General features: G+C 65.8%; 26 protein-coding genes. 10 read left to right on the forward strand and 16 right to left on the reverse strand.

Annotation, left to right across the window (positions count from 1 at the left end):
- Nucleotides 1-606: chloride channel protein (locus V7Q53_RS13020; RefSeq protein ID WP_333829013.1), on the forward strand; the 606-nt coding region annotated here is incomplete at its 5' end.
- A gap of 164 nt (nucleotides 607-770) precedes the next feature.
- On the opposite strand, the gene V7Q53_RS13025 is transcribed toward V7Q53_RS13020, so the two are convergent.
- Genes V7Q53_RS13025 through V7Q53_RS13035 form a run of 3 tightly spaced genes read right to left on the reverse strand, consistent with a single transcriptional unit; the run spans nucleotide 771 to nucleotide 3,563 of the window.
- Nucleotides 771-1,757, reverse strand: coding sequence for a tyrosine recombinase (locus V7Q53_RS13025; RefSeq protein ID WP_333829014.1), 987 nt, complete (start codon nucleotides 1,755-1,757; stop codon nucleotides 771-773).
- Between the two features lies 1 nt (nucleotide 1,758).
- Nucleotides 1,759-3,390 (reverse strand): hypothetical protein, encoded by a 1,632-nt coding sequence (locus V7Q53_RS13030; protein ID WP_333829015.1) that lies wholly within the window; start codon nucleotides 3,388-3,390, stop codon nucleotides 1,759-1,761.
- A gap of 8 nt (nucleotides 3,391-3,398) precedes the next feature.
- Nucleotides 3,399-3,563, reverse strand: a complete 165-nt coding sequence (locus tag V7Q53_RS13035) for a hypothetical protein (protein ID WP_333829016.1) — start codon at nucleotides 3,561-3,563, stop codon at nucleotides 3,399-3,401.
- A gap of 199 nt (nucleotides 3,564-3,762) precedes the next feature.
- Between V7Q53_RS13035 and V7Q53_RS13040 the strand changes: the two genes are divergently transcribed.
- Both V7Q53_RS13040 and aroB read left to right on the forward strand, forming a co-directional pair.
- The gene (locus V7Q53_RS13040) at nucleotides 3,763-4,320 is read left to right on the forward strand and encodes a shikimate kinase (protein WP_333829017.1); all 558 of its coding nucleotides are present in this window, start codon (nucleotides 3,763-3,765) and stop codon (nucleotides 4,318-4,320) included.
- Between the two features lie 70 nt (nucleotides 4,321-4,390).
- Nucleotides 4,391-5,521, forward strand: coding sequence for a 3-dehydroquinate synthase (gene aroB / locus V7Q53_RS13045; protein WP_333829018.1), 1,131 nt, complete (start codon nucleotides 4,391-4,393; stop codon nucleotides 5,519-5,521).
- Between the two features lie 39 nt (nucleotides 5,522-5,560).
- Here aroB and V7Q53_RS13050 read toward each other — a convergent pair whose 3' ends face one another.
- Complete coding sequence (locus V7Q53_RS13050; RefSeq protein ID WP_333829019.1) at nucleotides 5,561-6,466, reverse strand: DMT family transporter; 906 nt, start codon at nucleotides 6,464-6,466, stop codon at nucleotides 5,561-5,563.
- Nucleotides 6,467-6,594: 128 nt separating this feature from the next.
- Between V7Q53_RS13050 and V7Q53_RS13055 the strand changes: the two genes are divergently transcribed.
- Nucleotides 6,595-7,020: a Fur family transcriptional regulator gene (locus V7Q53_RS13055; RefSeq protein ID WP_333829020.1), complete on the forward strand. Its 426-nt coding sequence runs from the start codon at nucleotides 6,595-6,597 to the stop codon at nucleotides 7,018-7,020.
- A gap of 1 nt (nucleotide 7,021) precedes the next feature.
- Here V7Q53_RS13055 and V7Q53_RS13060 read toward each other — a convergent pair whose 3' ends face one another.
- A complete protein-coding gene (locus V7Q53_RS13060) occupies nucleotides 7,022-8,269 on the reverse strand; it encodes a cyclopropane-fatty-acyl-phospholipid synthase family protein (RefSeq protein ID WP_333829021.1) in 1,248 nt (415 codons plus the stop codon).
- Between the two features lie 189 nt (nucleotides 8,270-8,458).
- On the opposite strand from V7Q53_RS13060, the gene V7Q53_RS13065 reads away from it, so the two are divergent.
- The 4 genes from V7Q53_RS13065 to preA all read left to right on the forward strand — a co-directional run bounded on the left by V7Q53_RS13065 (nucleotide 8,459) and on the right by preA (nucleotide 13,556).
- Nucleotides 8,459-9,331: a DMT family transporter gene (locus V7Q53_RS13065; RefSeq protein ID WP_333829022.1), complete on the forward strand. Its 873-nt coding sequence runs from the start codon at nucleotides 8,459-8,461 to the stop codon at nucleotides 9,329-9,331.
- 94 nt (nucleotides 9,332-9,425) lie between these two features.
- On the forward strand, nucleotides 9,426-10,700 hold the full coding sequence (eno, locus tag V7Q53_RS13070; RefSeq protein ID WP_333829023.1) for a phosphopyruvate hydratase: 1,275 nt from the start codon (nucleotides 9,426-9,428) through the stop codon (nucleotides 10,698-10,700).
- A gap of 201 nt (nucleotides 10,701-10,901) precedes the next feature.
- Nucleotides 10,902-12,236, forward strand: a complete 1,335-nt coding sequence (locus V7Q53_RS13075; protein WP_333829024.1) for an NAD(P)-dependent oxidoreductase — start codon at nucleotides 10,902-10,904, stop codon at nucleotides 12,234-12,236.
- Nucleotides 12,237-12,251: 15 nt separating this feature from the next.
- Nucleotides 12,252-13,556: an NAD-dependent dihydropyrimidine dehydrogenase subunit PreA gene (gene preA, locus V7Q53_RS13080; RefSeq protein ID WP_333829025.1), complete on the forward strand. Its 1,305-nt coding sequence runs from the start codon at nucleotides 12,252-12,254 to the stop codon at nucleotides 13,554-13,556.
- A gap of 397 nt (nucleotides 13,557-13,953) precedes the next feature.
- Here the strand turns inward: preA and V7Q53_RS13085 are convergent, their stop codons facing one another.
- Nucleotides 13,954-14,892: a nucleoside hydrolase gene (locus V7Q53_RS13085; RefSeq protein ID WP_333829026.1), complete on the reverse strand. Its 939-nt coding sequence runs from the start codon at nucleotides 14,890-14,892 to the stop codon at nucleotides 13,954-13,956.
- A gap of 115 nt (nucleotides 14,893-15,007) precedes the next feature.
- Between V7Q53_RS13085 and V7Q53_RS13090 the strand changes: the two genes are divergently transcribed.
- Complete coding sequence (locus V7Q53_RS13090; RefSeq protein ID WP_333829027.1) at nucleotides 15,008-15,514, forward strand: flavin reductase family protein; 507 nt, start codon at nucleotides 15,008-15,010, stop codon at nucleotides 15,512-15,514.
- Nucleotides 15,515-15,550: 36 nt separating this feature from the next.
- Here the strand turns inward: V7Q53_RS13090 and V7Q53_RS13095 are convergent, their stop codons facing one another.
- Nucleotides 15,551-15,874 carry a tryptophan synthase subunit beta gene (locus V7Q53_RS13095; RefSeq protein ID WP_333829028.1) on the reverse strand — a complete coding sequence of 108 codons (324 nt, stop codon included), beginning with the start codon at nucleotides 15,872-15,874 and terminating at the stop codon, nucleotides 15,551-15,553.
- Between the two features lie 252 nt (nucleotides 15,875-16,126).
- Nucleotides 16,127-16,903 (reverse strand): DeoR/GlpR family DNA-binding transcription regulator, encoded by a 777-nt coding sequence (locus tag V7Q53_RS13100; RefSeq protein ID WP_333829029.1) that lies wholly within the window; start codon nucleotides 16,901-16,903, stop codon nucleotides 16,127-16,129.
- Nucleotides 16,904-17,124: 221 nt separating this feature from the next.
- Here V7Q53_RS13100 and glpD point away from each other — a divergent pair, with 221 nt between their 5' ends.
- A complete protein-coding gene (gene glpD, locus V7Q53_RS13105; protein ID WP_333829030.1) occupies nucleotides 17,125-18,723 on the forward strand; it encodes a glycerol-3-phosphate dehydrogenase in 1,599 nt (532 codons plus the stop codon).
- Nucleotides 18,724-18,747: 24 nt separating this feature from the next.
- Here the strand turns inward: glpD and rocF are convergent, their stop codons facing one another.
- The 8 genes from rocF to paaA all read right to left on the reverse strand — a co-directional run bounded on the left by rocF (nucleotide 18,748) and on the right by paaA (nucleotide 26,565).
- Nucleotides 18,748-19,689, reverse strand: a complete 942-nt coding sequence (gene rocF, locus V7Q53_RS13110; protein WP_333829056.1) for an arginase — start codon at nucleotides 19,687-19,689, stop codon at nucleotides 18,748-18,750.
- A gap of 243 nt (nucleotides 19,690-19,932) precedes the next feature.
- On the reverse strand, nucleotides 19,933-21,981 hold the full coding sequence (paaZ, locus tag V7Q53_RS13115; RefSeq protein ID WP_333829031.1) for a phenylacetic acid degradation bifunctional protein PaaZ: 2,049 nt from the start codon (nucleotides 21,979-21,981) through the stop codon (nucleotides 19,933-19,935).
- Between the two features lie 10 nt (nucleotides 21,982-21,991).
- Complete coding sequence (locus V7Q53_RS13120) at nucleotides 21,992-22,744, reverse strand: Phenylacetic acid catabolic protein (RefSeq protein ID WP_333829032.1); 753 nt, start codon at nucleotides 22,742-22,744, stop codon at nucleotides 21,992-21,994.
- Between the two features lie 12 nt (nucleotides 22,745-22,756).
- Entirely contained in the window at nucleotides 22,757-23,830 is a 1,074-nt protein-coding gene (locus V7Q53_RS13125; RefSeq protein WP_333829033.1) for a 2Fe-2S iron-sulfur cluster-binding protein, read from the reverse strand.
- Nucleotides 23,831-23,837: 7 nt separating this feature from the next.
- Nucleotides 23,838-24,347 carry a 1,2-phenylacetyl-CoA epoxidase subunit PaaD gene (gene paaD / locus V7Q53_RS13130; protein WP_333829034.1) on the reverse strand — a complete coding sequence of 170 codons (510 nt, stop codon included), beginning with the start codon at nucleotides 24,345-24,347 and terminating at the stop codon, nucleotides 23,838-23,840.
- A 4-nt stretch (nucleotides 24,348-24,351) separates the two neighbouring features.
- Nucleotides 24,352-25,197, reverse strand: a complete 846-nt coding sequence (gene paaC / locus V7Q53_RS13135) for a 1,2-phenylacetyl-CoA epoxidase subunit PaaC (RefSeq protein ID WP_333829035.1) — start codon at nucleotides 25,195-25,197, stop codon at nucleotides 24,352-24,354.
- Nucleotides 25,197-25,481, reverse strand: coding sequence for a 1,2-phenylacetyl-CoA epoxidase subunit PaaB (gene paaB / locus V7Q53_RS13140; RefSeq protein WP_333829036.1), 285 nt, complete (start codon nucleotides 25,479-25,481; stop codon nucleotides 25,197-25,199). The genes paaC and paaB overlap by 1 nt, the downstream gene beginning before the upstream one ends.
- A gap of 79 nt (nucleotides 25,482-25,560) precedes the next feature.
- Entirely contained in the window at nucleotides 25,561-26,565 is a 1,005-nt protein-coding gene (paaA, locus tag V7Q53_RS13145) for a 1,2-phenylacetyl-CoA epoxidase subunit PaaA (RefSeq protein ID WP_333829037.1), read from the reverse strand.
- Nucleotides 26,566-26,680: the final 115 nt, after the last annotated feature.

Below are 26,680 nucleotides of genomic sequence, written 5' to 3' on the forward strand. Positions count from 1 at the left end.
TTTTCACCGGCGCTGGTGGTGGGGGCGCTGACCGGGCTGGCCTTCGGGCTGATCGCCACGGCGCTGGTGCCGCAGTTCTCGGGCGCGGCCACGGTCTATGCGCTGGCAGGGATGGGAGCGGTTGCAGCGGCGGTGCTGGGCGCGCCGATCTCGACCACGCTGATCGTCTTCGAGATGACGGGCGACTGGGAAACGGCGGTGGCGGTGCTGGCGGCGGTCTCGACGGCCACGGCGCTGGCCAGCCGCTTCGTGCAGCGCTCGTTCTTCCTGACGCAACTGGCGCGGCGCGGTGTGCGCATCGCGCTGGGGCCGCAGGAATATCTGGCCGACAAGACCGGCTTCGCGCGCGCCATCCGCCGGACCGGCAGTGCCGGTGGCCTGCCGCCCGACGCGGTGGCGGCGTTGCGCGAACAGGGGCTGGCGATCAGTGCCGATGCGTCGATGAAAACCGCGCTGCGGTTGTTTGAGCGCCATGGCGCGGCGCATCTGGCCGTGCTGCGCAGCGGTGCCGGGGGGGCGGAGGTTATCGGCTCTCTCGCGCATGTGGACGCGCTGCGCGTCTATACCCGCGCGCTGGCCGCTACCGCCGCCGAAGAGCATTCCTGAGGTGGCAAATAGGGGGCTTTGCCCCCTCTGGGCCTGCGGCCCATTCACCCCCGCGTATTTCTGGCAAGATGAGGGGGGCGCGGCGCGTTCAACTTCATCTGTTCAGAAATATCCCGGGGGAGTCCCCCGGCACGGGCGGCGGGGGCAGCGCCCCCGTTGCGCCGTCAGATCCCGCGGGCCAGCGGGTGATGGGCCATCACAAGGCTGCGCAGGCGCTCGTCCAGCACATGGGTGTAGATCTCGGTCGAGGAGAGGTCGGCATGGCCCAACAAAAGCTGGATCACCCGCAGGTCAGCGCCGCCGGCCAGCAGGTGGGTGGCGAAGGCGTGGCGCAGCACATGCGGGCTGGCGCGGCCCGGGTCGATACCGGCGCGCGTGGCGATTTCCTTGACGAGGCCATGAAAGCGCATCCGCGTCATGTGCCCGGCCGCGCCGCGCGCCGGGAAAAGGAACTTCGAGCCGGGTTTGCCTGCCGCCTTTACCGCCGCCTCGGCCCGGTCACGATGCGCCAGCCAGACCGCCACCGCCGCGCGCGCCGGATCGGAGAGCGGCACCATCCGGTCCTTGCCGCCCTTGCCGCGCACCATCAGCATCTCGGGCGCGCCGCGCAGGGCGGCATCGGGCAGGCTGACCATCTCTGACACCCGCAGCCCGGTGGCATAGAGCAGCTCGAACAGGCAGGCGTTGCGGGCGCGGGTCGCGGCGTCGGGGCCATGGTCGCGCGCGGCGTCCAGAAGGCGGCGCACCTCGTCTTCCGAGAGGGTGCCAGGCAGGCGCTGCGCGCGCCCGGGCCCGTCGATGCGAAGTGTCGGATTGTCAGGGCGCCAGCCCTCGTCATGGGCGAAGCGGCAGAATTGCTTGAGGGCGGAAAGCCTGCGCGCGCGCGTCGCGCGGGCCATGCCTTCGGTTTCGAGGGCGATGAGATAGCCCTCCATCTCAGTGCGGTCCGCGCTCAGCAACGTCTCGCCGCGCGTGGCCAGCCACTCAGCCGCATGGCGCAGGTCGCGCCCATAGGCAAGCAGCGTGTTGCGCGCGGCCCCGCTTTCGGCGGCGATGGCGTCCAGGAAGGTGCCGACCGCGCGCAGGTCGCTGTTATGCGCGTTTGGCGGGGTATCCGGCGGCGGCGTCTGTGACGGGGCGCGCGCGGCCATTTCAGCCGCGCCGCTCCAGCAGCAGGCTTTGCAATGCGGTGCGCCGCGCGACATCTTCCAGACCGATATGGCGCAATGTGGCAAGGCCGTCGGTGAGCACGCGCGGGTCGCTGGTCCGGCCCAGGCTGATCAGCGTCAGCAGCACCTCTTCGCCCACGCGCCCCTCGACCAGCCGCGCCTGCGCCCCTTCGGGCACCGGGGGCGGATTGACGAATGCCTCGGCCACAGCCGCCCAGAGCGGATCGCGAAGCGCCTCATCGCTCTGCATGGCCTCGGAGGGCGGCATGCCACGGGCGATGGTTGCGAGGAACTGCGACTGAGCGGTTTCGCCCGGATGATCAAGCGCGACCTGCTCGTAATTGTCGGTCAGAAGCCCGGCAATCACCGCCTGTTCCAGCGCTGCGCCGCTCAGCCCGGCTTCCAGCAGCGCCTCGGCATAGAGGCTGGCGAAAGCGACCTCAAGCTCGCCCTCGACGATCTGTGGCCAGGTGTCCAGCAGGGCCGCGCCGATCGCTTCCGCATCCCCGCCCGCCAGTGCCCGCTCAAGGCGTTGCACCGCGCGTACCCGTTCCCATATCCCGCCCGAGGCGGCGGCGCTGCGCTCGGTATAGAGCCCCAGCAGGTGGTTGGGCGGCAGCGCGCCCGAGCGCACCAGCCGCTCGGCGGCCTCAAGCTGCGCGCGCCAGCCGATGGTGCCACGCAGGTCGGCATGGGCAAAGGCCACCGGCAGCCCATGCGTGGCCACCGGCGCGCCGATGGCTTCGAGCAGGCGCCATGCCAGCGGCGACAGGCGGGGCGGCAGGATTGTATCCAGCGCACCGTCGCCGTTGTGCAGGTGGTCATCGGCATCAAGGAAACGCTCAAGCAGCGGGCCGTAAACGGGGCCGAGGGTGCCTGCCTGCATGGCGCGTTCCAGGGCCTCCTGTGCGCCTGCCCAGTCGCCCTGCCGGGCCTGGCAGAAAATCACCGCCGGTTCAAAGCGGAAGGGGCGCGCGGTGTCGCGCACCGAGGCGCAGGCGCTTTGTTCCTGTTCCAGCAGAAGCGCGATCTCGAACCGGCGCAGGCGCAGTTCGGAATCGTCAGGGTCCAGCGTGTCAAGCAGTGCTGCCGCCTGATCGATGGCGCCGAAATCCATCAGCTTGTCGATACGCGCCGCCATGAAATCTGCCGAGCGGGGCCCGGCTTGCATGCCGTTCACCTCCTGCCCGTTGCTGACGGGCTGGGGGCTGTGGGGGGCGTCGAATTCGGCCAGCAGCAGGCGGTAGCTGAGGTCGCGCAACGCGGGAAGGGTATCGACCGGCAGTGCGCTGATCAGAACCAGCAGTTCGGTGTCTGCGGTGGTGCCCCAGAAACTGCGCGGCAGTCCGGCGCGGGCCGCCGAAAACAGCCCCACTGATTCGGGGCGTGTGGCATCAATGGGGCGGGTGGTGATTACACCCAGAAGCCATGCGTCGCCGGTGGAGGGGGTGACGGGGTGGGCGCCGGCCTCAGGCCGCACCATGTTCTCACGCAGCCAGTCGATGGCCGAAAGCGGGTCTTGCGCCGAGGCGGGACCCGCCGCCAGCGTCAGTGCCAGCGCGCCGATGCGCAGCCATCCGGGCCTTTTGCCTGATGCGGGCAACGAGGGGGCCATGGCAGTGCCTATTGCCCGCCCAGCTCGACAGGCTGGCTGTGCGGCTCGGTCGGAACCGAAAGATCGCCAAAATAGGCGAAGGCCAGAAAGCCCAGCCCGCCCAGAAGGAGCAGGATCAGAATCAGTCGGAACAGGTAGCCGAGTATTCCCGGCCGGTCGTCGCTGCGTGCCATGGTGTTGCGCTGTATCCCTTGTCATTGTCATCGTGGCCTGCGCCTGCCCCCGTTTGCCGCAGGGAACTGGCGGGCGGGCGCGTGCTGCATTGGCCCTGTTGAGCATGATGTATATAGGGAATGCAAAGCAAGATCACGCCATTCGGTGCATGGGCGGAAAAAAACCGCCTTCAACGGGTGCGCAGATCAACGCGAAGGGGTGGAAACCGGGCAGGCGATGGGCGCGAGACTCAAGAAAACCGTGGTGATGGTGGGGATGATGGGCGCGGGCAAGACCGCTGTCGGCATGGAGCTGGCGCGCCTGCTGGCGGTGCCCTTCCTCGATTCGGATGCCGAGATCGAGCGCGCCGCCAATTGCACCGTGGCCGAGATTTTTGCCCGCGATGGCGAGGCGTTCTTCCGTCAGAAAGAGGCGCTGGTGATTGCCCGGCTGCTGGCTGGCACGCCCGGTGTGCTGTCGGTGGGGGGCGGCGCGTATCTGAGCCCGGCCACCCGCGCGCTGATCCGCGACAAGGGGGTGGCGGTCTGGCTGAAGGCTGATCTGGACCTGCTGTGGAGCCGGGTGAAGCGCAAGGATACCCGCCCGCTTCTGCGCACCCCTGACCCTTACCGCACGCTGGCCGGGCTGATGGCCGCGCGCGAACCGGCGTACAGCGAAGCCGATCTGGTGGTGCAGGCGCGCCCTGAAGCCAGTATCGAGGCTACCGCGGTTTCGGTGCGCGACGCGCTTGCGACCCGGCCCGATGTGCTTGCGTGAACCCCGCTTGGGTGGCATGTCCCGGAACTGACATAGCCGACCTGCCGCGACCGGCCAGAAGGAGTACCCCGTGAGCCAGACAGAATGCGAAACCGTCCCTGTTGAACTGGGTACGCGCCGGTATGATGTCCGGGTGGGCGCGGGCCTGCTGGCGCGCGCGGGGCACGAGATTGCGCCGCTGCTGACCCGCCCGCGCGTGGCCGTGCTGACCGAAGAGACGGTGGCCGCGCTGCATCTGAAGGCCCTGCGCAACGGTCTGGCCGAGGCGGGGATCACCTTGCAGGCGCTGGCCCTGCCGCCCGGCGAGGGCACCAAAAGCTGGCCGCATCTGGCGCGCGCCGTCGAATGGCTGCTGGAGGCGCAGGTGGAGCGGGGCGACGTGGTGGTGGCGCTGGGCGGCGGGGTGATCGGCGATCTGGCGGGCTTTGCGGCGGCGATACTGCGGCGCGGGGTGCGGTTTGTGCAGATCCCCACCAGCCTGCTGGCGCAGGTGGACAGCTCGGTCGGCGGCAAGACCGGGATCAACACGGCACAGGGCAAGAACCTTGTGGGCGCGTTTCACCAGCCCAGTCTGGTGCTGGCCGATATCGCCCTGCTGGACACGCTGCCCGCGCGCGATTTTCTGACGGGTTACGGCGAGGTGGTGAAATACGGTCTGCTGGGTGATGCCGCGTTCTTTGAATGGCTGGAGCGCTACGGCCCCGCGCTGGCCGCCGGTGACCGCGCCTTGCGGCAGGAGGCCGTGCGCCGCTCGGTGGCGATGAAAGCCGGGATTGTCGCGCGCGACGAGACCGAGCAGGGTGAGCGGGCGCTCCTGAACCTGGGCCATACCTTCTGCCATGCGCTTGAGGCCGCGACGGGCTATGGCGGGCGGTTGCTGCATGGTGAAGGGGTGGCGATCGGTTGCGCGCTGGCGTTCGAGCTGTCTGCACGGCTGGGGCTTTGTGCGCAGGAAGAGCCGGGGCGCGTGGCAGCGCATCTGGCGGCGATGGGGATGAAGCACCGGCTGGCCGATATCGAGGGCGATCTGCCCGGGGCCGAGGCGCTGATCGGGCTGATGGGGCAGGACAAGAAGGTGGTGGACGGGCGGATGCGCTTCGTGCTGGCGCGCGGGATCGGCGAGGCCTTTGTCACCGATGCCGTGCCGCCCGACATGCTGCGCGCGCTTCTGGAAGACGCGCTGGCGGATCGCAGGCGCTGAGGCCTGCGGCGACGGCAAAGCGCTTTTGAGGGCGCGCGCTCACGCCTTCGGGCGGCGGTTGATCAGCACCAGCCCGCCCACCAGCAGGGCGAGCGCCACCGGGGTCAGCACCGACACGGCCTCATCCAGTACAAGCCAGCCCAGCAGCGCGCTCAGCACGGGCGTGACAAAGCTGAAGCTTGCCACGGATGAGGCCGGATAGCGCAGCAGCAGCCAGAACCACAGCACAAACCCGGCCGTCACCGCGCCCAGCGTGTGGATCAGAAAGATCGCCAGCTGGAAGCCGTCGAAATCGCGCACCAGATCGCCACCATAGAGCGGCGCCAGCGCCAGCAGTATCGGCGCCGAAACCAGAAGCTGCCAGAAAAGCTGGGTTTCGGGCTGGACGGTCTGCAGGCGGGTCAGGCGCGCACAGAGCACGATCGCGGCCCAGCACATCCCCGCGAACAGCGCTGCCAGATCTCCTGACAGGCTGCCACCATCGGACGCGCCATCGCCAAGCTGCCCGGCCATCACCAGCGCCACCGCTGCAAAACCCATCAGGAACCCGGCGGCCCGCATCCGGGTCAGCCGCTCACCCGGGAACAGGAAATGCGCGGCCACCGCCAGCCAGAGCGGCATCGCGTAGAAGATGATCGAGGCGCGGACCACGGTGGTGTTGTCCAGCGCGATGAACAGAAAGAAGAACTCGGTGGCAAAGGCCGCACCGATCAGCAGCCCCGGGCGCCACATGTCAAACCGGAAACGGATGCGTCGCCAGACCATCCAGCCCGCCAGCGCGACCACCGCCACACAGGAACGCAGCGCCGCAAAGAACACCGGCTGCAGCCCGTCATTGCCCAGCTTGATCAGCAGGTTGTTGGCGCCGAACATCACCGACAGGCCCAGCAGAAGCCAGAAACCGGGCATGTCCAGCGGGCGGCGAAGGGGTGGGGGAGGGGACATTCCGGTTCTTTCAGCAAGGCCGCGCAGTCAACGCTGCCCGGCGGGCAAGGTCAATGCCCGGCACAGACTTTTCCCCGCCCCGCAAATCGCCTATTGTCCCGCCCTGACCAGCCAGAACCGGACCGGGTATGCCCAAGAGCCAAAGCAAAGCCTCTCTTCTCAAGCGCTGCGAGGCGCGTGGCCTGCGCCTGACCGAGCAGCGCCGGGTCATCGCCCGCGTCATCGAGACCGCCGCCGACCACCCCGATGTGGAGGCGCTGCATGCCCGTGCCAGCGCCCTTGATCCGCGCATCTCCATCGCCACGGTCTATCGCACGGTCAAGCTGTTTGAAGAGGCCGGGCTTCTGGAGCGGCTGGAATTCGGCGACGGGCGCGCGCGGTATGAGGATGCCGAGCGCGACCACCACGATCATCTGATCGACATGGCCTCGGGCGAGGTGATCGAGTTCTGCGATCCTGAGATCGAGCGCCTGAAAGAGGCCATCGCCCTGCGGCTGGGCTACCGGCTGGAGGGGCACCGGCTGGAGCTGTTCGGGATGAAGCTGAAGCCCTGACCTATTCGGCGGCCTTGCGCGGAAGCTGTGCCACGGCACCCGTCTGCATCGGATCGGCATGGAGATAGTCGCGCGTGACCGGCGCGGCATCGACCTTGTGCGCGAGCTGGAACTGAAACACGCATTGCCCGGCATGGCGGAAGCTTTCTTCGGAAGCGGCCAGATAGAAGCGCCACATCCGGCAAAAACGGTCATCATAAAGCGCGCGGGCCTTGTCGATATTGTCGATGAACCGCTGGTGCCAGTGGCGCAGCGTCTCGGCGTAATGCAGACGCCAGACCTCGACATCGCAGGGCACCAGCCCCTCTTTTTCAACGGCGGCCATCACCTCGGACATGGCGGGGATATAGCCGCCGGGGAAAACATACTTCGTCATCCAGCGGCTGGTGGCGCCCGGCGGTGTGCTGCGCCCGATGGTATGGACCAGCGCCAGCCCGTCCGGCGCAAGGCGCTCGCGCAGGGTGCGGAAATAGGCGCGGAAATGGGGTGCGCCGACATGCTCGAACATACCCACCGAAACCACCCGGTCAAAAGCGCCGGTCACCGCGCGGTAATCCATCAGCTCAAAGCGCACCTGCCCGTCAAGGCCCGCGCTTTTCGCGCGCTCGCGCGCCATTGCCAGCTGTTCGTGTGAAAGCGTTACGCCCAGCACCTGAACGCCGTAATCCCGCGCCAGCGTCAGCGCCATCCCGCCCCAGCCGCAGCCGATATCGAGCACCGTCATCCCCGGTCGCAGGCACAGTTTGGCGGCGATATGGGCCTTTTTCTGGGCCTGCGCCTTTTCCAGCGTATCCTCGGGGCTGCGGAAATAGGCGCAGGAATACTGGCGGTCGGCGTCCAGAAACAGATCATAGAGCGCGCCGGAAAGGTCATAATGATGCGCCACATTGCGCTGCGAACGCCCGGCGGGATTGAACTGCACCAGAATACGCAGCCGGTCGCGGAGCGCTGCCAGAAGCGTTTGCCACGCCCCCGCGTGGCCCGCCTGAATATTCGACATCGCCAGTGCCAGAAGCCCGTTGATATCATCGCGCCCGATGGTCAGCCGGGCATCCATATAGGCCTCGCCCAGCGCGACATCGGGGTCCAGCACAAGCTGGCGGGGCAGGGCGGGGTCATGCAGCACCACCGTGACCTCGGGCGCGGCGCCGTCGCCATAGCGGCGGGTTTCGCCATCTGGCAGGGTTACACTCAGGCTTCCGTGCTGCACGAGACGGCGCAGGAAGCGGTCAAGCAATCGGGTCCACATCCCACTCCTCCGAGTCGCACGATGCTTCACAAGTTAGCTTTCTGGCGGCTAAATCTAACCGATTATGACGGTTTTTGCAATTCTGACATGTTTCCCGGCACCCTGACACTGACCGGGGGCAGGCGGAGCCGGGGGGTTCCCGCGGCCTCTCAGGCGCGTTAGGTAAAGGTGAATCTCCCGGAGCGAGCCATGAACAACCTGCGCGGAAGTCTGATGATGGTCGCCGCAATGGCGGGCTTTGCCATCGAGGATGCGCTGATCAAGTATCTGGCGCTCACCCTGCCGGTCGGGCAGATCATGGTGCTGATCGGGCTTGGCGGGGCGCTGATTTTCGGCCTGATCGCGCATCGGCAGGGCTACAGCCTGTTCGTGCCCGAGTTTGCGCGCGGCGCGGTGCTGCTGCGCAACCTGTCGGAGATGCTGGGCGCGGCCACCTTTGTCACGGCGCTGGTGCTAGCACCTTTGGCGGCGGTCACGGCAATCCTGCAGGCGATGCCGCTGGCCGTGACACTGGGGGCTGCGCTGTTTCTGGGTGAGCCGGTGGGCTGGCGGCGTTGGAGCGCGATCCTGATCGGCTTTCTGGGCGTTTTGCTGATTGTCCGGCCCGGATCGGAGGCATTTGATCCCGCCTCGCTTCTGGCGGTGATTGCGGTCTTTGCGCTGTCGGCGCGCGATCTGGCCACGCGGCGGGTGGCGACAAAGGTGCACAGCCTCCAGCTTTCCGGCTGGGGCTTTGGCATGGTGGCGCCCGCGGGGCTGTTGCTGATGCTGCTGACCCGCACAGCGCCTGTCGCCCCCTCGCCTGTCGAATGGGGCTGGCTGGTGGCGACGCTCTCGGCCGGGATTCTGGCCTATGCGGCGCTGGTCAGTGCGACCCGTCTGGGCGATATCGCCGTAACCACGCCATTCCGCTATTCGCGGCTGATCTTTGCCATGATCATCGGGCTGGCCTTCTTTGGCGAGATCCCCGATGCGATGACGCTGGCAGGTTCGGCGCTGGTGGTGGGGGCGGGGTTGTACACGCTCTGGCGCCAGATACTGCTGCAACGCCAGCGCCGTTAGCGTTATTAGGCGCCGCGCCGCCTCTGGCGGGCTTTCCCGATGGCCCCGGCCAAGGTATAGAGGCGCGAAATCATCGCCAGCACAGGGCCTTATCATGACCACGATTCTCGATATCACCGGCCGCGAAATCCTTGACAGCCGCGGCAATCCGACCGTCGAGGTGGATGTGATCCTCGAAGACGGGACGATGGGGCGCGCCGCCGTGCCCTCGGGCGCCTCCACCGGCAAGCATGAGGCGGTCGAACTGCGCGACGGCGACAAGACGCGCTATCTGGGCAAGGGCGTGCTCAACGCGGTGGCCGCCGTCAACGGCGAGATCGCCGAGGCGCTGGTGGGTTCGGACGCGACCGAGCAGGTGGCCATCGACAGCGCGCTGATCGAGCTGGACGGCACACCCAACAAGGCCCGTCTGGGCGCCAATGCCATTCTGGGCGTCTCGCTGGCCATCGCCAAGGCCGCCGCCGATGCCTGCGGCCAGCCGCTCTACCGCTATGTCGGCGGCACCTCGGCGCGGCTGCTGCCGGTGCCGATGATGAACATCATCAACGGCGGCCAGCATGCCGATAACCCGATCGACATTCAGGAATTCATGATCATGCCCGTCAGCGCGGGCAGCATCACCGAGGCGGTGCGCATGGGCGCCGAAGTGTTCCATGTGCTCAAGAAAGAGCTGTATCAGGCCGGTCTGGCCACCGGGGTGGGCGATGAGGGCGGCTTTGCACCCGATATCAGCTCTGCCCGTGAGGCGCTTGATTTCATTCTGAAATCTGTGGAGAAGGCGGGCTACAAGCCGGGTGAGGATATCTGCCTGGCGCTGGATTGCGCGGCGACCGAGTATTACAAGGAAGGCCGCTATGTTCTTGAAGGTGAAGGTAAAAGCCTGAGCGCTGCTGAGAATGTGACGTACCTGTCCGATCTGGTGCGCGACTATCCGATCATCTCCATCGAGGATGGCTGTTCCGAGGATGATTGGGAGGGATGGCAGGCGCTGACCGAGGCGCTGGGCAGCAAGGTTCAACTGGTGGGCGATGATCTTTTCGTCACCAACCCCACCCGTCTGGCCGAGGGCATCAAACGCGGCTGCGCCAATTCGCTGCTGGTCAAGGTCAACCAGATCGGCACCCTGACCGAGACGCTTGCCGCCGTGGACATGGCGCACCGCGCGCGCATGACCTGCGTGATGTCGCACCGCTCCGGCGAGACCGAGGATGCCACCATTGCCGATCTGGCTGTCGCCACCAACTGCGGACAGATCAAGACCGGCTCGCTGGCGCGCTCTGACCGGCTGGCGAAATACAATCAGCTGATCCGGATCGAGGAAATGCTGGGCGAAGCCGCTGAATACGCCGGGCGCAGCATCCTGCGCTGAGCCGGCATGACCGGGCGGAAGAAGGGGGCACACGCCCCCTTCTTTCATTTTCCGGGCGGGTTTTGCGCAGAAAAGCGGCAGTCAGGGGCCGTGGGCAGGAAATCCACAGGTCATTTATATTTTACCAGTTGATAAAAATTACATCTGTGGCAAGCTTGGGAAAAATAAGAACACCAGCAACCCAACGCCCGGAGGTAGCCCGTGACCAACTGCCCTCAGACCGACGGCATTGTGCCCGCGCGTCTTGATGCCGATCTGCTTGCCGCCAATTTCAGTGATCTCTACCCGTGTTTCGATGACCACGAAGCCCGCGTGGCCGCCGACCGCTGCTATTTCTGCTATGATGCGCCCTGCATCACGGCCTGCCCCACCGCCATCGACATCCCGCTGTTCATTCGCCAGATTCAGGCGGGCCAGCCCGAGGCCGCGGCGCGCACCATCTTTGAGCAGAATATCATGGGTGCGATGTGCGCCCGTGTCTGCCCGACGGAAACCCTGTGCGAAGGCGCCTGCGTGCGCGAAACCGCCGAGGGGCAGCCTGTCGAGATCGGGCGCCTGCAACGCTACGCCACCGACATCCTGCTGGAGCGCAACGACCACCCCTTCACCCGCGCCGCCCCCACAGGCAAGCGCGTGGCGGTGGTGGGCGCGGGGCCAGCAGGGCTGGCCTGTGCGCACCGGCTGGCTTTGAAGGGCCATGAGGTGGTGATTTATGATGCCCGCCCCAAACCCGGCGGGCTGAACGAATACGGCATCGCCGCCTACAAGGCCGCTGGCGGCATTGCTCAGGCCGAGGTGGACTGGCTGCTGGGCATCGGCGGTATCCGCGTTGAGACCGGCAAGGCACTGGGGCGCGATCTGACGCTGGAGGGGTTGCGCGGTGAGCATGACGCGGTGTTTCTGGGCATGGGGCTGGCGGGCGTGAATGCACTACGCGCACCGGGTGAAGACAAGGAAGGCGTGCAGGATGCGGTCGATTTCATCGCGGGCCTGCGCCAGACGACAGATCTGTCCGCGCTGCCCATCGGTCGCCATGTGGTGGTGATCGGCGGCGGCATGACGGCGGTCGATGCCGCCGTACAGTCGCGCCTTCTGGGGGCTGAGCAGGTGACCATGGTTTACCGCCGCGACCGGGGCGCGATGGGGGCCTCGGACTACGAGCTTGACCATGCTCAGACCGAAGGCGTGAAAATTGTAACAAATGCGATGCCTTTGGCGGTTCTTGGCGACAAAAAAGTTGAAGAAGTGGAATTTGCGTACACCCGCAACGGACCGCTGGGGCTGGAACCCACCGGCGAAACCTTCCGCCTGCGCGCGGACCAGCTGTTCAAGGCCATCGGCCAGCGGCTGGAGGGCGCAGCGGAGGCGCTGACGCTTGAGGGCGGCAAGATCGCGATCGACGTCCAGGGCCGCACCAGCCTTCTCGGCGTCTGGGCGGGGGGCGATTGCGCATCGGGTGGCGAGGATCTGACCGTCACCGCCACCGCCCAGGGCCGCGACGCGGCCGAAGACATCCACGCCAGCATCATGGCCTGAGGGAGGGCAACAACCATGGCCAATCTTGCAAGCAATTTCGTCGGTATCAAATCACCCAACCCGTTCTGGCTGGCCTCGGCCCCGCCGACCGACAAGGAATACAACGTCGTGCGCGCTTTCAAGGCGGGCTGGGGCGGAGTGGTCTGGAAGACGCTGGGGTCCGAGGGGCCGCCGGTGGTGAATGTCAACGGCCCGCGCTATGGCGCGATATGGGGGGCAGACCGGCGGCTTCTTGGGCTCAACAATATCGAGCTGATCACCGACCGCCCGCTGGAGGTGAACCTGCGCGAGATCAAGCAGGTGAAACGCGACTGGAAAGACCGCGCACTGGTGGTTTCGCTGATGGTGCCCTGTGATGAGGAAAGCTGGAAGGCGATCCTCAGGGTTGTCGAGGATACCGAGGCCGACGGGGTGGAGCTGAACTTCGGCTGCCCGCACGGGATGGCCGAGCGCGGCATGGGCTCGGCCGTGGGGCAGGTGCCGGAATATATCGAGATGGTGACGCGCTGGGTGAAACAACACTCGCGCATGCCCTGCATCGTCAAGCTGACACCGAATATCGCCGATATCCGCAAACCGGCCGAGGCCGCGTTCCGGGGCGGGGCCGATGCGGTGAGCCTGATCAACACCATCAACTCGATCACCTCGGTCAATCTGGATGATTTCAGCCCCGAGCCGATGATCGACGGCAAGGGCACCCATGGCGGCTATTGCGGCCCGGCGGTGAAACCCATCGCGCTGAACATGGTCGCCGAAATCGCCCGTAACCCCGAAACCGCCAGCCTGCCGATCTCCGGGATCGGCGGGGTGACGACGTGGCGCGACGCTGCCGAGTTCATGGCACTGGGGGCAGGTAATGTGCAGGTCTGCACGGCGGCGATGACTTACGGCTTCGGCATCATCAAGGAGCTGACAGCCGGGCTGTCGCTGTGGATGGACCAGAAGGGATTTACCGCGACCGACCAGATCGTGCGCCGCGCGGTGCCCAATGTGACCGACTGGCAATATCTGAACCTGAATTATGTCACCAAGGCGAAGATCGATCAGGATCTGTGCATCAGCTGCGGGCGCTGCTTTGCGGCCTGCGAGGACACCTCGCATCAGGCGATTGCCATGTCGCCCGAGCGGGTGTTCACGGTGAAGGATGACGAATGCGTGGCCTGCAACCTCTGTGTCAATGTCTGCCCGGTGGAGGATTGCATCACGATGGAGCGTGTCGCACCGGGCGCCCTTGATGAGCGCACAGGGCAGGTCGTGCCCGCCGAGCATGGCAACTGGACAACCCATCCGAATAACCCGATGGCCCGCGCCGCCGAATAACCGCCGTACCGATCTCTCTGCGCACCACAGCCGGTGCGCAGGGCCTTTCACGTCTATCCCTGTGCCTCTGACCTGAATGCCTGCTGCGCAGACGCCTTTTTGTTCAGAAAGGGGGGGGCGCTGCCCCCGCCCGTCCATCTGCGATGGCCGGACTCCCCCGGGATATTTCTGAACAGGTGAAGCAGGGGCGCGGCGCCCCTTTCATCTTGCCGGAAATACGCGGGGGGTGAGCGGCGTCTCGGGGGCCTTCCAGTGGAAGGCCCCAGCCGCGAACGCCGAGCCCGTGGCGAGGCCGGGGAATGGGCCGCAGGCCCAGAGGGGGCGAAGCCCCCTGATCTTTTTTTGAGAAGAGAGGGCGTGTGCGCGCCCTTTCCATGGTGTGGTGTGGGTGACGGATTCAGAGCCGGGCGAGGCGTTCGTTCAGCAGCGCGAAAAAGTCGTCGGTATCGATATCCCCCATGAAGGTCGCGTTCGGCTTGCGGTCGGTGACGCGCCACCAGTCGGCGACGGTCATGCCCGTTGTCAGGCGGCCCTCGGTTTCGATTTCCACATTGATGTGCCGCCCGGTGAACAGCGCGGGCCGGATCAGCCAGGCGATCGTGCAGGGGTCATGCAGGGGGGCGCCTTCGCTGCCGTATTTCTCTTTGTCGAACCGTTCAAAGAAGTCGGTCCAACTGGCCACGGCGGGGCCGACCTTGCCGGGCAGGGCGCGAAACGCTTCCACCCGGGTGCGGGAGATCAGCGCCTTGTGGGTCACATCCAGCGGCATCACGACCAGATCGACGCCTGAGCGGAAAACGATGTCGGCGGCTTCCGGGTCGACATAGATGTTGAATTCGGCGGCGGGGGTGACGTTGCCAACCTGAAAATAGGCCCCGCCCATCAGCACGATCTGCCCGATGCGCGTGATGATATCCGGCGCGCGCTGCATTGCGGTGGCGATATTGGTCAGCGGGCCGATCGGCACCAGCGTAACGCTGCCCGGCGGGTGTGCGCGCAGCGTTTCGATCAGGAAATCGACGCCGTGCTGCGCTTGCAACGGCATTTCGGGCTCCGGCAGGGTGATGCCGTCAAGCCCGGTCTTGCCATGGACATATTCCGCCGTCACCAGCGGGCGCCTCAGGGGCCGGTCGCATCCGGCGTAGACCTTTATGTCGCGCCGTCCGGCCAGTTCACAGACGATCCTTGCATTGCGTGCCGTCAGGCCCAGCGGCACATTCCCGGCGACGCAGGTGATGCCCAGAACCTCCAGCTCATCGGGGCTGGCGAGCGCCAGCAGAATGGCGACGGCGTCGTCCTGGCCCGGGTCGGTGTCAATGATGATCTTGCGCGGCATCTTTCCTCTCTGCGATAGGGAGGATCAGGCTAGGCAGTTCGGCTGCCCTTGTCGAGTCGCCCTTGCGGCGTATCTCGGGCAGAGACAGGCACGGCAGAAAAGGGCATGGGGCGACATGACGGAAACTGAGACTTTCATTCCGGATCAGGGCGATACGCGTCGCTTGCGCGATGCGCTGGGGGCCTTTGCCACCGGGGTCTGCGTTGTCACCACGCAGGACGGCACCGGGCCGCTGGGCATTACCGCCAACAGCTTTTCCAGCCTCTCGCTGGACCCGCCGCTGGTGCTGTGGTCGCCCGCCCGCGCCTCACGCCGTTTCGCGGCTTTTGCGGCCGCGCAGCATTTCGCCATTCATGTGCTGGCCGAAGATCAGTTCGCGCTGGGCCGTCACTTTGCGCTGCACGGGCAGGATTTCGCGCTGCCGGGCGTCACCTTCAGCCCTGAGAATGTCCCGCTGCTGCCCGGCTGTCTGGCGTGTTTTGAGTGCCGGCAGGAAGCTGTGCATGAGGGGGGGGACCATGCGCTGATCATCGGCCGGGTCTTGCGCGCGGCCAGTCGTGCGGGTGCGCCGCTGGTGTTCAGTGGCGGGCGCTACGGCGGGTTTCTGGCGGCGGCTGGCTGACACCCGCAGTGCTGGTATGTCTCCGGTTGTGGCCTTTTACGGGGCGTCCTTGTCCGGGGGCGGGCGGTTCCGATTGCGGGTTTGCCAGCGCCGCCTGACGCGGATGATCGCGGCGGAAACCACGGGCCGCAGCGCGGGAAGGTCGATTGCCAGCACCAGAAACCCAAGCGGAAGCATCCAGAACCCCAGGACCGGCAGAAAGCCCAGCGTTCCGCCGATGACGAGGAACAGTCCGAGCGGCAGGCGCACAAGCATTCCGGGCCGTCCCTGAATGGCCGAAATCAGCGGCGCGAGCACCGGAAAGGCCACCGCCATCGCGCGCAGCTGGCGGTCAAGGCGCCGCTTCTGCCGGTCAGCCATGGGCAGGGCCGAAGCCGGGTGCCAGCGGGGCGGAGGCCGCGCGCGGGTCTGACAGCGAAGGAGAGGGAAGGGGCATCGGGCAAGGTCCGGCAAAGGGATATGTAAGGCGGCGGTGCCGCCCGTCATGAGCAGACCGGCATATCGGTATCTCATCCACGAAGCAGCGGGCCTTCCCTGCCAGATGCGGATATATCCGCCTCCTTTCAACCCCGGTTGCCGAAGAGTTTATGCCGTTTGCTTGCTCCCGTGCGTTTACGCGGGGTCACCGGGCGCGGCGACAACCACCTGCGTCTGCCATTCCTTGCAGCGCCGGGCAAGCGCGGCGCTCAGGGGCTGGTCGGTGAAGAAACTGTCGATGCGTTCCAGCGAGCCGATACGCGCCGGGGCGGTGCGCTGGAATTTGGAGTGATCGGCCACCAGCCATGCCTTGCGCGCCTGACCGAGAATGGTGCGGCTGACGCCAACCTCTTCGATATCATAATCCAGAATGTCACCTTCGGCATCGAGCGCCGAACAACCGATCACCGCCAGATCGAATTTGAATTGACGGATCACCGCTTCGGTCAGATTGCCGATCAGCCCGCCATCCGAGCGCCGTAGGGTGCCACCCGTTACGATCACCTGACAGGCCGGGTTTTCAACGAGGATATTGGCGACATTCATGTTGTTGGTCACCACCATCAGGCTGGAATGGCGCAACAGCTCGCGTGCGACGGCCTCGGTCGAGGTGCCGATGTTGAGGAAGATCGACGCCCCTTCGGAGATGGCGGCAGCGCAGACGCGGGCAATGGCGCGCTTTTCCTCGGCCAGAAGCGCGCGCCGTTCCTGATAGCCGATGTTCACTGTCCCCGAGCGCAGGATCGCACCGCCATGGACGCGCTCAAGCTTGCCCGCCTCGTCCAGTTCGGCCAGATCGCGGCGGATGGTCTGTACGGTGACGCCAAAACGCTCAGAAAGGCCTTCGACCGTGACCTTTCCCTCTATCCGGGCGATTTCAAGGATTTGCGGAAGGCGAAAGCCCTGAGACATGATTCGGTTCCTTTTGGACGCAACTATCTTCGCCCGCTTTCGCCAAGGCAATGGCGAACCGGCCCCGCGGGCAGGGCTCATGGCAGAGACATGAAGCCCCCGGCGCCCGCCGTCGCAATGTCAGAAGAATGTCATGAGAGTTTCGCAAAAAAGCGAAAGCAATATTGAATAAACGAAAACAACATGCTTCTGTTTCGATCAGACCCGAAAGCGAACCGCCAATGCCCCAGACCCCAATTTCTGCCCCTCAGGCCGATATCCTGCCCGCTCCGGTTGACCTTCTGGTCATCGGCGGCGGCATCAATGGCTGCGGCATCGCGCGCGATGCGGTCGGGCGGGGCTATTCGGTGGTGCTGGCGGAACAGGGTGATCTGGCGGGGGCCACGTCATCGGCCTCGACCAAGCTGTTTCATGGTGGGCTCCGGTATCTGGAATATTTCGAGTTCCGTCTTGTGCGTGAGGCGCTGATCGAGCGTGAGGTGCTGCTGCGCGCCATGCCGCATATCTCCTGGCCGATGCGCTTTGTGCTTCCCTACCATCCGGATATGCGCTTTGAGGGCGCGACACCCACCTCGCGGCTGCTGGGGATGTTCATGCCCTGGATGCGCGGCCGTCGCCCCGCATGGCTGATCCGGCTGGGGCTGTTCCTCTATGACAGTCTGGGGGGGCGCAAGATCCTGCCGGGCACCGCGACGCTGCATCTGCCGGGCACGGCTGAGGGCGCGCCGCTTCAGGAACGTTTTGAGCGGGCCTATGAATATTCCGACTGCTGGGTCGAGGATTCGCGCCTCGTGGTGCTCAATGCCCGCGATGCGCAGGCGCGGGGTGCCACGATCCTGACGCGCAGCCGGGTCAGTGCGGCGCAGGCCAAAGGCGGGCTGTGGGAGGTCACGCTGGAGACCGCCGAGGGGCCGAAAACCCTGCGCGCCCGGATGCTGGTGAATGCCGCCGGGCCATGGGTGGGCGCGATGATCCATGGCACCCTGCGGCTGAACGCGCGCGACAAGGTGCGGCTGGTGCGCGGATCGCATATTGTCACCCGGCGGCTTTATGATCATGATAAATGCTATTTCTTTCAAGGGACTGACGGGCGGATCATCTTTGCCATTCCCTATGAAAGCGATTTCACCCTGATCGGCACCACCGATGCCGACCATGCAGACCCTGACACGCCCCCGCGCTGCACCGATGCCGAACGCGATTACCTGTGCGAATTTGCCTCGCAGTATTTCAAACGACCTGTCACCGCCGATGATGTGGTCTGGTCTTACTCCGGTGTGCGCCCGCTCTATGATGACGGCGCGCGCTCAGCCACCGCTGCCACGCGTGATTATGTGCTGAAGACCGATCAGTCGGCAGGCGCGCCGGTACTGCATGTCTTTGGCGGCAAGATCACAACCTACCGGCGGTTGGCGGAATCGGCGCTGGCGCGGATCGGTGCCGTGCTGCCGGTGCACAACGGGAACTGGACGGCGGGGGTGCCGCTGCCGGGGGGCGATTTTCCGGTGGATGGTGTCGCCGCCCTGACCGAAGACCTGCGCCGCCGCTACCCGTTCCTTGATGCCTTCTGGGCCCGCCGCCTGATCCGCGCCTATGGAACCGAGGCACCCGCGATTCTGGGGGAGGCGCGCAGCCCCGCCGATCTGGGGCAGGATTTCGGTGCAACACTGCATGAGGCTGAGGTGCGCTGGCTGATCACGCAGGAATTCGCCCGCACGGCGGAGGATATCCTCTGGCGGCGCTCCAAGCTTGGCCTGCGCCTGACGGCCCCGCAGGCAACGGAACTTGCCCGCTGGATGGCGAGTGAGGTCAGCGCCTGAACGGGTGATGCTGGCGCCGTGGCCCTAGACCTGCCCCCTGAAGCTGCGCGTCGGGCGGTCAAACACCTTGCGGCCCATCAAAGATGCCAGCAGGTCGACCATCAGATGCGCGGTGCGCCCCCGCTCATCCAGAAACGGGTTCAGCTCCACCAGATCGACCGAGGTGACCAGCCCGCTGTCATGCAGCAGCTCCATCACCAGATGGGCCTCACGGAAGGTGGCGCCGCCGGGCACGGTGGTGCCCACGGCGGGGGCGATGGAGGGGTCCATGAAATCCACATCCAGCGAGACATGCAGCAGCCCCCTGGCTGCCGTGACCCGCTCCAGAAAGGCGCGCAGCGGCGCGGTGATGCCCTGCTCATCGATGACCCGCATATCGTTGATGCCGATGTCATGCGCCAGAAGCGCCGCATGCTCTGCCGGGTCGACCGAGCGGATGCCGAAAAGGGCAATGTTTTCAGGCGGAACCGGGGCAGGGAAGGGCGGGAAGGGGGCAAAGGGGCGCCCGGCGATATAGGCAAGCGGAGTGCCGTGCAGATTGCCGCTGGCGGTGCTCTCAGGGGTGTGGAAATCGCTGTGCGCATCCAGCCAGAGCACGAAAAGCGGGCGCCCGGCGCTGGCGGCATGCGCGGCCATACCAGCGACCGATCCCAGCGACAGGCTGTGATCGCCGCCCATGAACACCGGCATCCCGCCTGCGGCCATGGCCGCCTGCCCGGCTTCAGCCAGTGCCTTGGTCCAGCCCAGCGTTTCGGTCAGATGGTGGACAGCGGGGTTGGGGCAGGAGGGGGCGGGTTCGGGCACCGGAGCGGGGCTGACATCCCCTCGGTCGCTGACCTGATGGCCCAGTGCCTCAAGCGCACCGGTGATCCCGGCCACGCGATAGGCGGCGGGGCCCATCAGGCAGCCGGGGCGGCGCTGACCGGAATCGACGGGCGCGCCGATCAGGATGCAGTGACGGTTGATCTGTTCCATTGAGGCTCCCGGAATGACATCGCTTGTCAGTATGACAACAAAACCGGCCGGGCTCGACCCCGTTCCTGACCGATCTGTGCGCCTGTTGCAGCAAATATGCGGCCCGCGCCGGTCAATCTGCCGGTCGTCTGCCCCCTGCCCCCTGTCGCAGCGTGGCGCAGCCCGCTTCCGCGGCAGCGCCGGCCCGGGGGGCTCGATGCCCCGCGGGCCGGCGCCCCCTGGGCGGAACAGGTTTTATGCGGGCCAGGTTTTCGCCACCATCGTCAGCACGTCATACTGGGCCACCACCGCGCCGTTCTGGTTGGTCACCTGACAATCCCAGCGCACCTCGCCATGTTCCCCTCCTTCGCGCGGGCTGATCTCCTTGCAGGTCAGGCGCACACCCAGCGTATCGCCCGGGTTGACCGGGGTCAGAAAACGCAGGTTGTCCACGCCGTAATTGGCCAGCACCGGCCCCGGATCGGGCTGCACGAACAGGCCCGCCGCAAACGAGACAATCAGATAGCCATGCGCCACGCGGCCCTCAAAGAACGGGTTGGCGCGCGCCGCCTCTTCATCCATATGCGCATAAAACGTGTCGCCGGTGAACTGCGCGAAATGCTCGATGTCTTCCAGCGTGACGGTCCGCGTGGCGGTCACCAGTTGGTCGCCCAGCCGCAGCTCAGTCAGCGATTTTCGGAACGGGTGGATATCGCTGCGCGTCTGCGCCCCCTCCATCCACTGCCCGGTCACCGCTGACAGCAGGCGCGGCGCCCCCTGCACGGCGGTGCGCTGCATGAAATGCTTCACCCCACGCACCCCGCCCATCTCCTCGCCGCCGCCCGCGCGGCCCGGCCCGCCATGCACCAGCATGTAAAGCGGCGAGCCATGGCCGGTGGCGGTTTTCGCACTCGCCCGGTTGCCGATCATCACGCGGCCATGAAACGGCGCCATGCCCAGCACCGCCGCCTCAGCCACGCCCGCATCATCGGTGAAGACCGACGCCACCAAGGATCCCTTCCCGCGCCGCGTCAGCGCCACCGCCTGTTCGAGATCATCATAGGGCATCAGCGTGCTGACCGGGCCAAAGGCCTCCACATCATGGACAGCGCGCGCCGCTTCAGGGTGGTCGCAATACAGCACCACCGGGTTCATGAACGCCCCCATATCCGGATCGCCCGAGGTCAGCGTCACCGCATCCGGGTTGCCGATGACCACCTCGCCATCCGCCGCCAGATCGCGGATGCGCGCGCGCACTTCATCGCGCTGCGCAAGGCTGGCCAGCGCGCCCACCCGCACCTGCGGATCATCCGGCAGGCCCACCGGCAGCGCCCCAAGCCGCGCCGCCAGCGCATCGCGCACCGCACCGACCTGCGCGCGCGGCACAAAGGCGCGGCGGATGGCGGTGCATTTCTGGCCCGCCTTCACCGTCATCTCTGCCGCCACTTCGCGGATGAACAGGTCAAACTCCGGCGTACCCGCCACGGCGTCGGGGCCAAGAATGCAGGCGTTCAGGCTGTCAGCCTCCATGGTGAAGCGGGTCGAACTGGCCATGATCGCCGGATGCGCCCGCAGCTTGCGCCCCGTCGTGGCCGAGCCGGTAAAGGTCACCACATCCTGCTCTGTCACATGCTCCAGCAGGTCACCGACCGAGCCGCAGATCAGTTGCAGCGCACCCGGCGGCAGGATGCCTGCCTCGATGATCCGGCGCACCATCAGCTCGGTCAGATAGGCGGTCTGGCTGGCAGGTTTGATGATCGCGGGCATTCCGGCAATCAGCGTCGGCGCCAGCTTTTCCAGCATCCCCCAGCACGGGAAATTATAGGCGTTGATATGCACCGCCACGCCTGTGAGCGGTGTCAGAATATGCTGGGCGGAAAAGCTCATGTCCTTTGACAGCGGCTCTACCGCGCCTTCGGTCAGCACCCGCGCATTCGGCATCTCGCGCCGCGCCTTCGAGGCATAGCCCAGCAGCGTGCCAATTCCGCCTTCGATATCCACCCAGCCGTCCCTGGGCGTGGCCCCGGTGGCGAGCGAAAGGGCGTGGAACTCATCCTTGAGGCCCATGAGATGCTGTCCCAGCGCCTTGAGCATCAGCGCGCGCTCATGGAAGGTCATCATGCGCAGCGCATGGCCCGACGCGCGGCCATACTCCAGCGCTTCGGCCATATCGATGCCCGAGGCGTCGATGGTTGCGACCAGATCGCCGGTGGCGGCATTGAGCAACTCCGCCCCATCGCGGCTGCCCGCTTTCCATGCGCCACAGATGTAGCTTTTCAGGCGGATCGGGGCGTGGGAGGTCATGGAGGTTCCTTCAGTTCAGCTTGAGATCAGACAAAAGGGCGTCGCACACGCTGTTCCATTCGGCCAGCAGCGCCTCATTCGTCCGGTGGCGCAGGCCGAAGCGCGCCAGCAGATGATAGCGCACCGAACCCGCCGGGCCAAACCCCGCCGCCACGCGCGGGCGCCAATAGGCGATCGAGGAAAGTGCCGCCGCGCGCCCCTCCTCAGAGGTGGCGATGCGCGCCAGCCCCTCGCGGCCCAGTTCGGCATGTCGGCTCTCGCGCGGGGCAATGGCGCGGAACACCTCAGCCAGCGGCTGGTAGGAAACCCGCGCGTATTCCGCAATCTGGATCACCGCCGCCGCACCCTGCAAGACATTCATCACCACCGCGTCCACCCAGCCTTCCAGCGGATAATGGAACACCGACAGCCGCATGTCACCGCCTTGCCGTCGCGCGCCGATATCCGCATCGCGCGCCAGCCGCGCTGCCCAGGGATGCACACCCTCATAGCGCGCGGTATCCACGCCGAAACCGGCCATCAGCGCCAGCACCCGTTCGGCATGATCGGCCTTTTCCATGACGATCCGCGCCGCCGCGATCCGGCTTTTGATGCCGGGCGCATCATTGATCGCATCGGCAAAACCCGCCGAGGCCGCCAGTTCGCTGTCCACGAACGAGGCCATCAGCCGCAGCAACTCCCCCCGGTAGCGTGGCGGCACATTGTCGGGCGATGACAGCTTGCCGCCATGCGCCAGATACTCCTCAATCGACATATCGGTCATCGCGCGGCTCCCTTACTGATCGTAGCTGACAACCACCCGGTCGCTGAGCGGATAGCACTGGCAGGTCAGCACATAGCCCTGCTGCACCTCGTAATCCTCCAGCGCGTGGTTGGTACGCATCTCCACCTCGCCTTCCAGCACCTTGGCGCGGCAGGTCGAACAGACCCCGGCCTTGCAGGCAAAAGGGGCGTCCAGATCATTGGCCAGTGCGGCTTCAAGCAGGCTTTCGCCGGTCTTGGGCATGCGGAAGCTGCGGGTGGTGCCGTCCAGCGTGACCGTGGCTTCACAGGCGTCGCTGGCATCCGCACCCCGGCTGACGGGTTTCTGCTTTGCCCGGCCGGGTTGGCCTGAGGTGAACAGCTCGAACTTGATCTGGCTGTCATTCAGCCCGTGGTCCTTTAGCCCCTTGGCAATGCTCAGCATCATCGGCTCCGGCCCGCAGATAAAGGCCATGTCCACCGAGGAGGCATCCAGCCAATGGGTGAAAAGTGCGGCGATCTTGTCGGTATCAATCCGCCCGGTGAACAGGTCAATCTCCTGCGCCTCGGTCTCCAGCACATGCAGCACCGACAGGCGGCCCAGATAGATGTTCTTCAGATCCTCCAGCGCCTCGCGGAACATGATCGAGCTGACCTGACGATTGGCATAAACCAGCGTGAAGCGCGCTTTCGGCTCGGCGCTCAACACGGTTTTCAGGATCGACAGCACCGGCGTGATACCTGATCCGCCCGCGAAACCAAGGTAGTGGCGGGATGCCGCCGGGTCCAGCGGGGTGTGGAAATTGCCCATCGGCGGCATGGCCTCCAGCACTGCGCCGGGGGCCAGGTTTTCATTGGCCCAGCTGCTGAACGCGCCGCCATCCACGCGCTTGATGCCGACCTTCAGCACCCCCTCGTCGCGCCCGGCGCAGATGGAATACGAGCGCCGCAGCTCAGCCCCGTCAAAATCACGACGGAAGGTCAGATACTGGCCCTGCGTAAAGGCAAAACGCGCGGCGTCTTCCGGGCGGGGGCGCAGGGTGACGACCACCGCATCGCGGGTATCCTTTTGCACATCAATCACGTCAAGGGGCAGGAAACGGGCCATGGGTGCCTCAGATACATTTGAAATAGTCAAAGGGTTCAAGACAATCGCGGCACTGATACGCCGCCTTGCAGGGGGTTGAGCCGAACTGGCTGACCCGCGCGGTGTTGGCCGAACCGCAGCGCGGGCAGGGCACACTCAGCCCCTCGCCGCTCATGCGCCGGGCGCGCGCGGCGAGAGGGCCTTCGGTGGCAGTGCCGTCGATGGGTGGCGCGATACCATAGGCGCGCAGCTTTTCCTTCGCGTCGCTGGCGATCCAGTCGGTGGTCCAGGCGGGCGACAACTGGCGCTTCAGTTCCAGCTTGTCGATGCCGTGGTCGCGCAGCTTGCTTTCGATATCGAGGTTGATCACCCCGGTCGCCGGGCAGCCCGAATAGGTGGGCGTGACCGTCACCACCAGCGTATCGCCCTGCCATGCCACATCGCGGATGATGCCCAGATCGGTCAGGCTGATCACCGGAATTTCCGGGTCCGGAACCTCCGACAGCCAGCGCCAGACCTGTTCGGTATCGGGCTGCATCGGCTTACCAGCGCGCGCCGGGATAGGCGCGTTGCAGCCATTGCATGGTGGTCAGGATATGGCCCAGATGCTCGGTATGGCGGCCCTGCGTGCCGCCGGTCTGGGCGAAACTGGTGTCAGGCGCCTTCAGCGTGGCCTCGTTCAGCACCTCACTGAGCGTCGCATCCCACGCCGGGCGCAGGCTTTCAGGCGCGGGCATCAGCCCGGTTTCGGACAGCCGGCGGTCGATGTCATCGCCGACAAAGGCCTCACCCGCCCAGGGCCACAGCCGCTCCAGCGCGTCCTGCATGCGGGCGTGGCTTTCTTCGGTGCCGTCGCCCAGCCGGATCACCAGATCGGCGGAACGCTCCAGATGATAGGCGACTTCCTTGCCCGCCTTGGCAGCGATTTCGGCGATGCGGGCGTCTGTGCTGTCTTCCAGCGCTTTCAGCATCGGCCGGTGCCAGGCGTCGAACAGGAACTGGCGCATCAGGGTGTGGCCGAAATCACGGTTCGGACGTTCAACGAGCAGGAGGTTGGAAAAGTGCCAGGCGTCGCGCAGAAAGGCCAGATCGTCGGCACTGCGCCCGCGCCCCTCGACCTCGCCTGCCAACCCCAGCCAAAGCTGCGTCTGGCCGATCAGGTCAAGGGCGACATTGGCCAGCGCGATATCCTCTTCCAGCACCGGCGCATGGCCGCACCATTCGCTGATCCTGTGCCCTAAAATCAACGTATTATCGCCCAGTCTTGTCAGGCCGTTAAACAAGTCATGCTCCGGCGTTCCAGCCTCCAGCGGCACGCCCGCGCCCTTGCCGGCAGCCTTTGCAAGCGCCTCGGAATCGGGGGTCATCATGTCAGGAAGCGAGGGCATCACATATGCCCCACTTCATCTGGAATGTCGTAAAATGTCGGGTGGCGATACACCTTGTCATTCGCCGGGTCGAACAGCGGGCCCTTTCCAGAGGGGCAGGAGGCCGCGATATCGCCCGATTTCACCACCCAGATCGACACTCCCTCGTTGCGCCGCGTATACACGTCGCGCGCATGCCGGATCGCCATTTCCGCATCCGGCGCATGAAGGCTGCCGACATGCCGGTGGTTGAGGCCGTGCTGACCCCGGATGAACACTTCCCAAAGCGGCCATTCACTGGACATCGGTTATCCCTTCATCTTGCCGAAAATACGCTGGGGGGTGAGCCGCAGGCGAGGGGGGCAACGCCCCCCTGACCCGGTCTCATTCCGCCGCAACCCTTGCCGCCGCGCGCCGCGCCTCTGCCTTTTTCGCATGCGCCACCAGCCCGTCGCGGAACCAGCGGCCCTGTTCCCAGGCCTCCTGCCGCGCTTCCAGCCGGTCGCGGTTGCACGGGCCGTTGCCCTTCAGCACCGCGTAGAATTCTGACCAGTCGGGCTCGGAATAATCATGCCCGCCCTTTTCAGCGTTCCATTTCAGATCGGGGTCCGGCACCGTCAGCCCCAGATATTCCGCCTGCGGCACCGTCTGATCCACGAATTTCTGGCGCAGCTCATCATTGGTGTTGATCTTGATCTTCCACGCCATCGACTGCGCCGAATGGACCGAGTCCTTGTCCGAGGGGCCGAACATCATCAGGCTGGGATACCAGAAGCGGTTGAGCGCATCCTGCGCCATCTCGCGCTGTTCCGGCGTGCCGCGTGCCATTTTCATCATGATGTCATAGCCCTGCCGCTGGTGGAACGATTCCTCCTTGCAGATGCGGATCATGGCGCGCGCATAGGGGCCGAACGAGGTGCGCTGCAATGGCACCTGATTCATGATCGCAGCGCCATCCACCAGCCAGCCCACCGCGCCCATATCGGCCCAGCTCAGCGTCGGATAGTTGAAGATCGAGGAGTATTTCATCTTGCCGGACAGCAAAGCTTCGGTCAGCTCATCGCGCGACACGCCCAGCGTTTCGGCGGCGCAATAGAGGTACAACCCGTGCCCCGCCTCGTCCTGCACCTTGGCCAGCAGGATCGCCTTGCGCTCCAACGTGGGCGCGCGGGTGATCCAGTTGCCCTCAGGCAGTTGCCCCACGATTTCGGAATGCGCGTGCTGGCCGATCTGCCGGATCAGGTTCTGGCGATAGGCCTCGGGCATCCATTCCTTGGGCTCGATCTTTTCACCGGCATCGATGCGGGCCTGAAAGCGGCGTTCATCGGGCGTCATGTCCTCAGGCGCTTTCACGCCCTTGCCGTCGGTTTTAACCATCTGTGCATACATGATGCTGCCTCCTCAGACCTGTTCGACAGGGCGTGCCGTACCGTCGCGCGCCGGTGCCGATGCACTTTAGCACAACCGCCGCAGCAGGTGTGAGCCTCCCCATCCGTCAAGCACA

Origin of the sequence: Pararhodobacter sp. (assembly GCF_036802785.1) — a bacterium.
In the GTDB taxonomy this organism is placed as follows: Bacteria; Pseudomonadota; Alphaproteobacteria; order Rhodobacterales; family Rhodobacteraceae; genus Pararhodobacter.